The sequence below is a fragment of the uncultured Desulfovibrio sp. genome (assembly GCF_949282365.1).
GTDB lineage: Bacteria > Desulfobacterota > Desulfovibrionia > Desulfovibrionales > Desulfovibrionaceae > Desulfovibrio.
Genome location: NZ_CASDOY010000057.1, coordinates 1 through 12,070 on the forward strand (window position 1 = coordinate 1; position 12,070 = coordinate 12,070).

Consider the following 12,070-nt stretch of genomic DNA (forward strand, 5'->3'; position numbering starts at 1 on the left):
CGTCGCGCCGCGGTCGCGGCCGCCCCGGCGCCCCAGGGGCCGTGGCACATGCCGGAGGGCCTGCCCTTTTCGCCGCGCGAGGCGGCGGCCTGCCTGGACGATCTGCAACGCATGGGCGACGCGGCCCTTTCCGGCCAGCCGGTGGGCACGCTGGGGGCCGACGTGGGCCGGGCCCGCCGCAGCAGCGCGGAAAGCGCCCTGCGCGCCGGTCTGATGGCCGACGGGACGCTGGAAACGGCCCAGGCGCAGGAAGCCGCCCGGGAAGAGCGCGAAAAGGCCTGCGCGGCCCAGCGCATGCTGCTCTGGAGCTGGCTGCAGGAAGAACGCCTGGCCGAGCTCCAGGCCCTGAGCTCCAGCCTGAGCAGCAGCAATGCCCGGCTGCAGGCGGCGCTGGACATGGACCCCGCCGACCTTGACGAGGCGGCCCTGCTGGCGGGCGAGGCCCGGGATACCGAGGCCGCCCTGGCCACGCTGGCCACCCTCAACAGCCCCGTGCAGGTGGACGATTCCCTGCTGCCCCCCTGGCCGCGCCTGCTGGACGCCGTGGTGCGCTTCGCCCCGGCGGACTGCCTGCTGCTGGCCGAAGGCCGCATGCGCCGCGACCTGCTGGACGGCCAGGGCGAGCTCGTTTTCGAGCCCCTGCCCGCTGACGGCCCCCTGCGCCTGTGCGATGCGCAGGGCCGTGCCGTGCCCCTGCTGCAGGCCCGCGCGCCCCTGTGGCGCATCCTGGGACGCCCGCGCGCTCCCCGCTGCTGCGTCGGCTGGCAGCAGGAACGCCTCGTGGTGCTGCGCGGGGACGATTGATGGGCAGGCTTTTCCCGCACGGGCTGACCGGCATCATCTTCGACTGCGACGGGGTCATGATCGACTCCCGCACCGCCAACGCCCTGTTTTACAATAAGGTGCTGGCGGCGCTGGGCCTGCCGCCCATGACGCCGGAACAGGACGCCTATACCTTCATGGCCACGGCGCGCCAGTCGCTGGAATACATCGTGCCGCCCGGACTGCACCGGCGCATGGACGAGATCCTGCGCACGGAGGTCGTCTACTCCCGCGACATCGTCCCCCTGTTGCGCATCTACCCCGGCTACCGGGAGTTCCTCGAACTCGCCCGCAGCCACGGCCTGCGGCTGGCCGTGCACACCAACAGAACCGCGGAAGGCATGCAAAGGGTTCTGGACTTTTTGGCCTTGCCCTCCTATTTTAATCCTGTAGTCACGGCGACGGAAGCGGCCCCCAAGCCCGCCCCCGACGGGGTGCGTCTGGTGCTTGAACGCTGGGGAGCCGATCCCGCGCAGGTGCTTTTCGTGGGCGACAGCCCCAATGACCGTGAGGCGGCCGCCGCCGCGGGTGTCGTGTTCGCGGCATTCGGCGGCGGGCTGCAGGGCCCGCTTGCGGCGGCCGGCTATGAGGAACTGGCCGGGCTGCTGCGCAATGAATGGGAGTAGGCATGTTTTTTGTACAGAACGTCATCCTGGCCGTGGTCGATCTGCTGGCCATCGTCCTCAATCTGTATTTCTGGGTTGTCATCGTGGCGGCCGTGCTCTCCTGGGTGCGTCCCGACCCTTACAACCCTGTGGTGCGCGCCCTGCGCACCCTGACGGAACCGGTCTTCTACCGGGTGCGGAAATGGTTGCCCTTCACCTATACCAACGGCATCGATTTCTCGCCGGTGGTGGTGCTGCTGGTCATCCAGCTCATCAACCGTATCGTCATCGCATCACTGGCCCAGTTTGCCGCTACGTTGTAGCAGCGGTTTGCACAAGGGCGCCGTATGGGGCGCCGAACATCTAACACTGGAGATTTCTTATGGATCAGCATGAAATTGACCTCATCGAACAGCTACTGCCCACTGATCCGGAGCTGAAATCCCTATGGGAAGACCACATGCTGTACAGCAAGCAGGTAGAAAAGCTGGAAAGCAAGTCTTACCGTACCCCCACCGAGGAACAGACCCTGAAGCAGCTTAAGAAACAGAAACTTGAAGGCAAAACCAAGCTCATGGAGCTCTTGGATAGCCATCGCGCCGGAGCATAACTGCTGGCGCAGGAGTTGACCCTATGGAACTCACAGGTGCGCAGATTCTCCTTGAATCCCTCAAGAAAGAAGGTGTTGATGTGCTGTTCGGTTATCCGGGCGGCGCAGTGATTGATATTTATGACGAGTTGCCGCGGCATCCCGAACTGAAACACGTTCTGGTGCGGCATGAACAAGGAGCTGTGCACGCGGCTGACGGCTATGCCCGTGCCTCCGGCAAGGTAGGTTGCTGCCTGGTCACGTCGGGACCCGGCGCCACCAATACGGTGACGGGCATAGCCACAGCCTACTGTGATTCCATCCCGCTGGTCGTCTTCACGGGGCAGGTGCCCACGCAGCTGATCGGTAACGACGCCTTCCAGGAAGTCGATATCGTGGGCATCACCCGCCCCTGCACCAAACACAATTTTCTGGTGAAGGACGTGCGCAACCTGGCCAAGATCATCCGCCAGGCTTTCTATCTTGCGCGCTCCGGCCGCCCCGGCCCGGTCCTGGTGGACCTGCCCAAGGACGTCATGCAGGCCAGGACGGAATTCGTCTGGCCTGAGGACATCTTCATGCGCAGCTACAACCCCACCTACAAGCCCAACCTGAACCAGCTGCGCCGCACGGCCGAGGAACTGTCCAGGGCCCGCAAGCCCATCATCCTGGCGGGCGGCGGCGTGATCCTGGCCGATGCCTCCGACGTGCTCTGCGAGCTGGCCCACGAGCTGGACATCCCCGTGGCCACCACGCTCATGGGGCTGGGGGCCTTCCCGGCCAACGGCGACCTGTGGCTGGGCATGGTGGGCATGCACGGCACCTATGCCGCCAACATGAGCATCAACCATGCGGACCTGCTGGTCTGCGTGGGCGCGCGCTTCGACGACCGTGTGACCGGCCGCCTGCGCGACTTCGCCTCCCATGCGCGCATCGTGCATATCGACATCGACCCCACCTCCATCCGCAAGAACGTGGAAGTGGACGTGCCCGTGGTGGGCGACTGCCGTCTGGCGCTGGAAGGCATCCTGGAGATCTGCCGCGCCAAGATGGGCGATACCGACTGGTCGGGCCTGCATGCCGACTGGCTGCGGACCGTGCATGAGTGGAAGGCCAACCATCCGCTGGCCTACACCAAAAACGGCCACATCAAGCCGCAGCAGGTCATCGAGACCATGTACGCCATCACCAAGGGCGATGCCATCATCGCCACCGAGGTGGGCCAGAACCAGATGTGGGCCGCGCAGTTCTACACCTTCACCAAACCGCGCACCCTGCTGACCAGCGGCGGCCTGGGCACCATGGGCTACGGCTTCCCCGCGGCCATCGGCGCGCAGTTCGCCTTCCCGGACAAGCTGGTCATCAACGTGGCCGGCGACGGCTCCATCCAGATGAACATCCAGGAGCTGGCCACCGTGGTGCAGAACAGGATCCCGGTCAAGGTGGTCATCCTCAACAACGGCCACCTGGGCATGGTCCGCCAGTGGCAGGAACTCTTCTACAATCGCAACTACAGCCATACCAATATGGAGGCCCAGCCCGACTTCGTGAAGCTGGCCGAGGCCTACGGCGCCGAAGGCTACCGCATCAGCAAGCCCGAAGAGCTGGAGGACGTGCTGCGCAAGGCCCTGACCTCGCCCAATCCGGCCTTCGTCGACGTCATGGTGGAACGCGAGGAAAACGTCTATCCCATGGTGCCCGCCGGGGCCGCCCTGGACGAGATGCTCTTGGTGTAGAGGAGGGACGCCATGCAACGACATGTTCTTTCCGTGCTGGTGGAGAACGAGCCCGGTGTGCTCAGCCGCGTGGCCGGCCTGTTCAGCGGCCGCGGCTTCAATATCGACTCGCTCAACGTGGCGCCCACCCTTGAGGACGGCGTCTCGCACATGACCATCACCACCTATGGCGACAGCCAGATCCTGGAGCAGATCATGAAACAGCTCCACAAGATCGTGACCGTCATCAAGGTGATGGATTTCGCCGACCTGCCCGCCATCGAACGCGAGATGATGTTCGTCAAGGTGCAGGCCGAAGGCCCCGCCCGCAGCGAGATCCTGCGTACCGTGGAGATTTTCCGCTGCAAGGTGGTGGACGTCAGCTCCAGCGAGATGACCATCGAGGCCACCGGCGACCACGACAAGCTGGACGCCATCCTCAGCCTGCTGCACCGTTTCGGCATCAAGGAAGTGGCCCGCACTGGTTCCGTGGCCATGCGCCGTTCCAAAAAGTGTGAATAAGATCCCCGGCGGCGGGGGCCCCTGCGGGCCCCGCCGTTGCGGGTCCCGGGCAAATTTGCCCATCAGGGGCCGTGGCGCTTGACATTTGCGCCGCAGCATCCCAAATAGAAGTTTCCCCCTCGGGAATACCGAGTATTTTTCCATTCAAAGGACAAGAACCATGAAAGTTTACTATGATCAGGATGCCGATCTTTCCGTCTTGAAAAACAAGACCGTGGCCATCATCGGTTACGGCAGCCAGGGCCATGCCCATGCCCAGAACCTGCGCGACTCCGGCGTGAAGGTCGTCGTGGGCCAGCGCCCCGGCGGTGCCAACTACGAGCTGGCCAAGCAGCACGGTTTCACCCCCGTGTCCGCCGCCGAAGCCGCCGCCCAGGGCGACCTGATCATGATCCTGCTGCCTGACGAAGTGCAGGCCGCCGTGTACGAAAAGGACATCAAGCCCAACCTGACCCCCGGCAAGGCCCTGCTCTTCGCCCACGGCTTCAACATCCATTTCAACCAGATCGTGCCGCCCAAGGACGTGGACGTGTTCCTGATCGCTCCCAAGGGCCCCGGCCATCTGGTGCGCCGCACCTTCACCGAAGGCGGCGGCGTGCCTTGCCTGGTGGGCATCCAGCAGGACGCCACCGGTGAGGCCCTGAAGGTGGCCCTGGCCTACGCCAAGGGCATCGGCGGCACCCGCTCCGGCGTCATCGAAACCAGCTTCCGCGAAGAGACCGAGACCGACCTCTTCGGTGAACAGGCCGTGCTCTGCGGCGGTATCTCCGCCCTCATCAAGGCCGGTTTCGAGACCTTGGTGGAAGCCGGCTACCAGCCCGAAATGGCCTACTTCGAATGCATGCACGAAATGAAGCTCATCGTGGACCTGATGTACGAAGGCGGCCTGTCCCGCATGCGTTACTCCATCAGCAACACCGCTGAATACGGCGACTATGTGACCGGCCCCCGCCTGATCACCCCCGCCGTGAAGCAGGAGATGAAGGCCGTGCTCAAGGACATCCAGAGCGGCAAGTTCGCCCGTGACTTCATCCTCGAAGCCCGCGCCAACTATCCCATGTTCATGGCCACCCGCCGCAACGAAGCCAACCACCAGCTGGAACAGGTGGGCAAGGAACTGCGCGGCATGATGACCTGGCTGAAGAAGGACAAGAAGGACTAGTCCTGCTGTCCGTCATGACGCTCGCCAAAGGGGGACTTCGGTCCCCCTTTTTCGTTTCGCGGGCTGGGCCGGGTGTTCCCGGCGCATGGCGTCCGAAGACGCGGCCCGGGCAGGCGGCGGCCCGGCATCCCGCCCCCGCCTGCGCAGGAAGGCGGGAAAGGACAAAGGCAGATGTCCTGCTCCCGTTCCGTCAGGCAGCAGGTCATCCATCCGGCAGGCGGCCGGCTGCGCCCCGACACCAGGCAAAAGGGAGGACGTTTGTGGCAGCGGATACGACATTCTATGACCAGCGTGCGGCCGGCTATGCCGCGGCAGCCCGTGATATGGACCTGCGGCCTTTGTATGCCCGTTTTTTGCCGCATGTGCGTCCCGGCGGGCTCATCCTCGATGCCGGTTGCGGGTCGGGACGGGACGCGCTGGCCTTCCGGCAGGCGGGCTTCCGGGTCGAGGCCTTCGACGCTTCGCCGCAGATGGCCCGGCAGGCGGCGCTCCTGCTGGGGCAGGACGTGCCTGTGCTCTGCTTCGAAGAGCTGGCGTGGCAGGAGCGTTTCGATGCCATCTGGGCCTGCGCCAGCCTGCTGCATGTGGCTCCGGCGGATCTGCCCGATGCCTTGCGGCGTCTGCAGCGTGCCCTGCGTCCCGGCGGCGTGATGTTCTTCAATTTCAAATACGGCCGGGGGCAGCGCCAGAGCCTGGACGGGCGCCGCTTCACCGATATGGACGAGGCCGGCGTCCGGGACCTGCTGGATGCGCTGCCGGAGCTTGTCTGCCTGGACATGCGGACAGGGGAGGACGACCGTGCGTCGGAGCTGCGGGAACGCTGGGTCCAGGTCCTGGTCCGGCGCATCCCGTCCCCTGAGCGACAGGGGGTGGTTGCCGTGGCGGATGGAGGAGAGCCGGACCGCCCATGACGTGCATCCCCCGCTGCCGCCCCTTCGACACCGCCCGCCTGTGAGCGTCAGACAAAAAACACCCGTCCGCGGGTGTTTTTCTTGTCTCGGGCAGGGGAGAGCCTCTCCTTCATCACTGCCCGTCCTTCGCCGTAACGGCTATGGCCTGTCGATCGCCACCTGCCGGTGCCATCTTTCCCCGGTGCCCTTTGTGCGCTCACAGGGAGCCGGCTACGATACCAGGACAAAAAAGCCCGTCCGCAGGGCGGATGGGCGTGATGGCGGGTTTTGGGGGAGAGGGGAGTTTGAGGGGAGAGGGCCCTTTTTGCCGCTAGCAAAAGGGCCCTCTCCCCTCACCATGAAAAGCCGCGACGGCCTAGACCGCCCAGCAGGCCACGCTGTGCCCGTTCTCGCAACGGGTCAGGGGCGCGCTGTCGAAGCAGCGGGGCAAGGCCTGGTCGCAGCGGGGCGCGAAGGGGCAGCCCGCGGGCATGTTGTCCAGTCGGGGCACGCTGCCGGTGATGGTGGGCAGGCGCTTCCAGCCCATGGCGTCGCGTCCCGGCGCGGAGCGCATCAGGCCGCGCGTATAGGGGTGCAGCGGGGCACGGAACAGTTCGGCCGTGGGAGCGCGTTCCACCAGATGCCCGGCGTACATGACGCCCACGCTGTCGGCGATGCGCGCCACCACGCCCAGGTCGTGGGTGATGAAGAGCACGGCCATGCCGCGCTTGCGGCTCTGTGCCATGATCAGGTTGAGGATCTGGCCCTGGATGGTGGCGTCCAGGGCGGTGGTGGGCTCGTCGGCCAGGAGCAGGTCCGGCTTGCAGGCCAGGGCCATGGCGATCATCACCCGCTGGCGCATGCCGCCGGAAAGCTGGTGCGGGTAGTCCTCATAGCGGCTTTCCGGGGCGGGGATGCCCACCTCGGTGAACAGGCGCACCACCTCGGCCCGGGCCTCCTGGCGGGAAAGGCCCAGGTGCAGGCGCAGGGGCTCCGCCGTCTGCATGCCCACTTTCAGCACCGGATTGAGCGAGGTCATGGGCTCCTGGAAGATCATGGCGATATGCCGTCCGCGCAGGGCGCGCATATCTTCTTCGCTCATGGTGCGCAGGTCGCGCCCGCGAAAGATGATGCGCCCGCTGAGCAGGGCGTTGTCGGGCAGCAGGTGGAGGATGGCGCGGGCCGTGAGGCTCTTGCCGCAGCCGGATTCGCCCACCAGGCAGGTGATGCCCGCTGGGGGCAGGTCGAGGCTGACGGCGTGCACGGCGGGCAGGATGCCGTCATCGGTGCTGAAACTTACGGAAAGCTGCTCCAGATTGAGCGTATCGTCCAGATGCATGGATGGGTCCGGCGGTTGGCCTGGCCGGGGCCTGCGGCCTCAGGGGCGGGCGTCCCGGTGGCGGTTCGAAAAAGGGGAAGGAGCCCTTCCTGACGGAAAAGTCCTTCCCCCGCAAAGGTCGTGGCAACGGGCGGTCAGCGTCTGGCGCGCGCGTCGCGGTACTGGATGTAGGCCTCGCGCACGGCGATGTACGGGTCCACGGCGATGCCGCTCAGGCTTTCGTAGGTGGGCAGCAGGTCGTCCAGGGCGTTGAAGCGCAGGTAGAGTTCCGAGGCCGTGGCCAGTTCCCAGGGATAGACATAGAAGAAGACGTCGGTGACGCAGTCCCCCGCGAAGCCGACGGTCTCGCGCACGGAGCTGGGCCCCAGGAAGGGCCAGACGATGTAGAAGCCGTGGCCGATGCCCCAGCGGCCCAGGGTCTGGCCGAAGTCTTCGCCGCCGGGATCGATGTCCACCAGGATCTTCTTGGTGGCGGCCACGTCGGCGAAGCCGCCCAGGCCCACGGTGGTGTTCATGCAGAAGCGCCCGAATTCCACAAAGGCTTCCTTGATGCGGAACTGCAGCAGGCAGTTGACCATGCGCTTGGGCATGAGCAGGTTGGCGTAGAAGTTCTTGACCCCGCCACGGATGGGCTGGGGCACCACGGTCTCGTAAAAGTTGTAGACCGGCTTGGCGATGTGCAGGAAGAAGATGTCGTTGAAGGCGAACCAGAAGCGGTTCCAGGGCTCCAGCGGGTCGGCGATGGAGGCGGCGGGCTCGCTGTCGTAGTCGTCCAGGGATTCCGCGTCGTTCATGTCTTCGTGCGCATAGGGATGCACGGAGATGGCGCCGGCGGGCATGGTGGGGCTGGCGCTGTCGTAGAGGCTCGACGGCGCGTGTTCCGTGGCCGGAGCGGCGGGCGAGGCCCCGGCGGGCAGCGCGTACAGGACGGTCAGGAGCAGGACAGGGGCGAGAAGGAGAGATCGCATGCTGTCTCCTTTGACGGCGGCTATTTGCCGGCCGGCTGCTTGCGCACCTCGTCGGCCTTGGCCTTGACGCGGGCGATGAGTTCGTCGGGGCTGGCGGAGGTCAGGATGTCCTGGAACTGGGTGCGGTAGTTTTTGACCAGGCTCAGATTCTCCACGATGATGTCGTAGACGCGCCAGCTGCTGTCCTTGGTCATCATGCGATAGGCCACGGGCACGCGGGTGCCGTCCTTCATGGTGATCTCGGTGCGCACTTCCACGCGGTTCCCGGCCGCGTTGGCGAGCTCGCCGGTATAGACCACCTGTTCGCCGTTATAGCCGTCCACCTTGTTCAGATAGGTGGTCAGCAGCAGGTCGGCGAAGGCGTCGCTGAAGCGCTTTTTCTGGTCGGGCGTGAATTCCTTCCAGCGGGGGCCCACCGTGCGGGAGGAGAATTCGCCGAAGTCGAAGATATGCAGGACCTCGTCCTCGATCTGGCGGCGCAGGGGCGCCCGGGTGGCGGGGTTCACATAGTCGGGGTTCTTGATGCAGTCCAGCACGCGGGTGATGGAGACTTCCAGGGCTTTGCGGGCCGGGGAGGGCCCGGCCGCGTCGGCGGCGGGGGCAAAGGCGGGCAGGGACAGGCAGAGGGTCAGGGCGGCACCGGCCAGCAGGCCGAGCACGGCGCGACGTTGGATCATGTTACACTCCTCCCAGGGCGTATTTGCTGATAAGGGATTCGATGTCCACGGCGGATTCCGTTTCTTCCAGGGTGTCCCCGGAAGCCAGGATGTCTTCGGAACCGCCGGCGGTCAGGTTGACGTACTTGTCGCCGATGAGGCCGCTGGTCTTGACCGAGGCGATGGTGTCGGCGGGCAGTTGCAGGTCCTTGTCCAGGATCAGGACCACGCGGGCCTGACGCCGGGACAGGTCGTCGTCCAGTTTGATGGAAGCCACACGGCCCACGGGCACGCCGGCCATCTCCACGTCGGCGCCCACGCGCAGGCCGGAGACGGAATTGAAGTTGGCCACAAGCTCGAAGCCCTTGCTGTCAAAGACCTCCATCTTGCCGAGCTTGATGGTCAGGTAGGCCACGCAGACAAGGCCCAGCAGGACAAAGACGCCTACAGCGGTCTGGCGAAAAGGATTCATGGCAATTTCCTCGTGCGGCAATGCCGCGCTATGGTTATACGCCCGGCAAGGGCAATCTTCAAGCTGCGCCCGCAACGATCCGCGACCGGGGACGTCGCGGTGCGCCGGGTCTCAAAAATGGCCGTGCCGTCTCCGGCGCTGCCCCGCTACCGGGCCATGCCCGCGGGCGCGCCGGCGCTGTGACGGCGCGTTGGCGCTGTTTTGGGGCGGGGCCTCCGTCGCGTGCCCGGCGGAGGGATGCGGCCGTACGGGACCGCCGGAACCTCCGCGTGGCGCGGGCCGTCACCGCCGCCTCTCCGGCAGATAGCGCGGCCGTTCCCGCACAGCCTGCCCGGCTCCTGGTGTCATTCCCGCAGCCTGTCGGGCCCCCGCAGCCTAGGTCCTGAACCATTTGTCCAGGGCCTCGCGCACGCGCGGGTCGGCGGGCGCGTCGGCCAGGGCCTGCTCGTCGCCGCCTTCGCGGCGCAGGAACTGGAGCAGATAGGGATCCCGGCTGGCTTCCAGTTCCGGCAGGCTCCCTGAAAAGACGGCCCGCCCTTCGCGCAGCACCAGCACATGTTCGGCGATGCAGCGCAGGCTGGCCAGGTCGTGGCTGACCACCACCAGGGTCATTTCCGGGAACTGCCGGTGCATGGTCTGCAGCAGGGCGTCCATGCGCGCGGCGGTGATGGGGTCCAGACCGGAGGTGGGCTCGTCGCAGAGCAGGATGCGCGGCTCGGCGATGAGGGCCCGGGCCAGACCGGCGCGCTTGCGCATGCCGCCGGAAAGCTGGTTGGGGAAATAATCGGCGAAATCTTCCAGCCCCACCATGCGCAGCACGCGCAGGCCGGCGTCGCGCAGCACGGCCCTGGGCAGGCGCAGGTGTTCGCTGAGGGGCAGGCAGACGTTCTGCACCAGGGTCAGGGCCCCCAGCAGGGCGCCGTCCTGGAAGAGCACGCCCATACGGCGGCGGATGCGCCGGGCCTCGGCCCGGGGCAGGCTGAACAGGTCCTGGCCGCCGATGCGCAGGCTGCCGCTGATGGGCCGGGAAAGGCCGATGATATGGCGCAGCAGGGTGGACTTGCCGCAGCCGGAGCCGCCCAGGATGACGGAGACCTTGCCGCCGGGCAGGGTGGCGTTGATGTCGTGCAGCACGGCATGGCTGCCGTAGCCTACGGAAAGGGAGGAAAAGGAGATGTCCCAGGCGTTCATGATCACCTACAGCAGGAAGGAGGTCAGCACATAGTCGGCCACCAGGATGAGCACCGAGGAGATGACCACGGCCGAGGTGGTGGCATTGCCCACGGCCTCGGGGCCCACGCTGTCGCGGCGCAGATGGGTGGTATAGCCCTGATGGCAGCAGACGGTGGTCACCAGCAGGCCGAAGACCACGGCCTTGATGAAGCCGCCGGCCACGTCGTTCATGGTCACGGAACTGGCGATGCGGTAGAGGTAGGCGCCTTCGTTGATGTGCAGCATGAGCACGCCGGTCAGGTAGCCGCCGATGATGCCGATGACGTCGAAAACGGCCGTGAGCAGGGGGAAGGCCAGCAGCGCGGCCAGCAGGCGGGGGCTGACCAGATAGGCCATGGAATTGATGTCCATGACGTCCAGGGCGTCGATCTGGTCCGAGATGCGCATGACGCCGATCTCGGCCGCCATGGAGGAGCCGGCGCGCCCGGCCAGCATCAGGGCCGTGAGCACGGGCCCCAGCTCGCGGATGAGGCTCAGGGAGACGGCCGAACCCAGCATGCCCACGGAGCCGAACTGCACCAGGGTGTAATAGCCCTGCAGGCCCAGGACCATGCCGCAGAAGATGCCGATGAGCAGGATGACGGACAGGGACTTGTAGCCGATGACGTACAGCTGCTGCACGCTGCGGACGAAGATGCGGGGACTGGTGAAGATGTGGCGCAGGCCGTCGAGCATGAAAAGGGTCACGGCGCCCAGACTGTCCAGCATGCGCAGCACGGCGGCGCCCAGCCGGTTGCAGAACGTCAGAATGCTGCTCATAAGGGGTATCACGCCTCGCTAGCGGGGACGGGGCTTGCCGCCCACCTGTTTTTTGGATTTTTGCAGGGGAGAGCCCAGACGCATGCGCTGCAGCTCTTCCTTGAGGTCGGCGGCGTCCTGATCGGTGCCGCGCATGTGGACCATGACCAGGGTCAGCTTGCCGCTTTTCTGGCCGCGGGTGCGCAGGCCCCGGCCTTCCAGACGCTGGCGCAGGCGGTCGGCATCGTCCGTGTTGCGGAAGGCCGCCACCTGGAAAACGAAGTCATAGAGCGCTGCCGCCTGCTGGCGGGCCGGCGCCGCTGCTATCGCGCCGTCCTGCGCCGTCCCTGCGGACGGCG

General features: G+C 66.1%; 15 protein-coding genes. 8 read left to right on the plus strand and 7 right to left on the minus strand.

The genetic code is table 11. From position 1 onward, the window contains the following. The 8 genes from Q1X76_RS09035 to Q1X76_RS09070 form a co-directional block, all read left to right on the plus strand. A partial coding sequence (locus tag Q1X76_RS09035) for a hypothetical protein (protein ID WP_300719381.1) occupies positions 1-804 on the plus strand: 804 nt, incomplete at its 5' end. After that, a complete protein-coding gene (locus tag Q1X76_RS09040) occupies positions 804-1,448 on the plus strand; it encodes an HAD-IA family hydrolase (protein ID WP_300719383.1) in 645 nt (214 codons plus the stop codon). The genes Q1X76_RS09035 and Q1X76_RS09040, both read left to right, overlap by 1 nt. Positions 1,449-1,450: 2 nt before the next feature. Continuing rightward, entirely contained in the window at positions 1,451-1,750 is a 300-nt protein-coding gene (locus Q1X76_RS09045; RefSeq protein ID WP_300719384.1) for a YggT family protein, read from the plus strand. A gap of 59 nt (positions 1,751-1,809) precedes the next feature. Further along, positions 1,810-2,037 (plus strand): DUF465 domain-containing protein, encoded by a 228-nt coding sequence (locus tag Q1X76_RS09050; RefSeq protein ID WP_300719386.1) that lies wholly within the window; start codon positions 1,810-1,812, stop codon positions 2,035-2,037. A gap of 23 nt (positions 2,038-2,060) precedes the next feature. Further along, positions 2,061-3,752, plus strand: a complete 1,692-nt coding sequence (gene ilvB, locus Q1X76_RS09055) for a biosynthetic-type acetolactate synthase large subunit (protein WP_300719388.1) — start codon at positions 2,061-2,063, stop codon at positions 3,750-3,752. Positions 3,753-3,764: 12 nt separating this feature from the next. Next, entirely contained in the window at positions 3,765-4,253 is a 489-nt protein-coding gene (ilvN, locus tag Q1X76_RS09060; RefSeq protein WP_300719390.1) for an acetolactate synthase small subunit, read from the plus strand. A gap of 160 nt (positions 4,254-4,413) precedes the next feature. Continuing rightward, entirely contained in the window at positions 4,414-5,415 is a 1,002-nt protein-coding gene (ilvC, locus tag Q1X76_RS09065) for a ketol-acid reductoisomerase (RefSeq protein WP_300719392.1), read from the plus strand. A 260-nt stretch (positions 5,416-5,675) separates the two neighbouring features. Beyond that, on the plus strand, positions 5,676-6,326 hold the full coding sequence (locus Q1X76_RS09070; protein WP_300719394.1) for a class I SAM-dependent methyltransferase: 651 nt from the start codon (positions 5,676-5,678) through the stop codon (positions 6,324-6,326). Between the two features lie 355 nt (positions 6,327-6,681). Here Q1X76_RS09070 and Q1X76_RS09075 read toward each other — a convergent pair whose 3' ends face one another. From Q1X76_RS09075 to Q1X76_RS09105, 7 genes are all read right to left on the minus strand, one after another. Then, positions 6,682-7,644: an ABC transporter ATP-binding protein gene (locus tag Q1X76_RS09075; protein WP_300719396.1), complete on the minus strand. Its 963-nt coding sequence runs from the start codon at positions 7,642-7,644 to the stop codon at positions 6,682-6,684. Between the two features lie 134 nt (positions 7,645-7,778). Then, positions 7,779-8,612: a VacJ family lipoprotein gene (locus Q1X76_RS09080; protein WP_300719398.1), complete on the minus strand. Its 834-nt coding sequence runs from the start codon at positions 8,610-8,612 to the stop codon at positions 7,779-7,781. Positions 8,613-8,632: 20 nt separating this feature from the next. Next, positions 8,633-9,289: an ABC transporter substrate-binding protein gene (locus Q1X76_RS09085; protein WP_300719400.1), complete on the minus strand. Its 657-nt coding sequence runs from the start codon at positions 9,287-9,289 to the stop codon at positions 8,633-8,635. Position 9,290: 1 nt separating this feature from the next. Next, positions 9,291-9,740 (minus strand): outer membrane lipid asymmetry maintenance protein MlaD, encoded by a 450-nt coding sequence (gene mlaD, locus Q1X76_RS09090; RefSeq protein ID WP_300719402.1) that lies wholly within the window; start codon positions 9,738-9,740, stop codon positions 9,291-9,293. Positions 9,741-10,115: 375 nt separating this feature from the next. Continuing rightward, positions 10,116-10,931 (minus strand): ATP-binding cassette domain-containing protein, encoded by an 816-nt coding sequence (locus Q1X76_RS09095; protein WP_300719404.1) that lies wholly within the window; start codon positions 10,929-10,931, stop codon positions 10,116-10,118. A 6-nt stretch (positions 10,932-10,937) separates the two neighbouring features. Continuing rightward, the gene (locus Q1X76_RS09100) at positions 10,938-11,732 is read right to left on the minus strand and encodes an ABC transporter permease (RefSeq protein ID WP_300719406.1); all 795 of its coding nucleotides are present in this window, start codon (positions 11,730-11,732) and stop codon (positions 10,938-10,940) included. An 18-nt stretch (positions 11,733-11,750) separates the two neighbouring features. Next, a partial coding sequence (locus Q1X76_RS09105; protein WP_300719408.1) for an SPOR domain-containing protein occupies positions 11,751-12,070 on the minus strand: 320 nt, incomplete at its 5' end.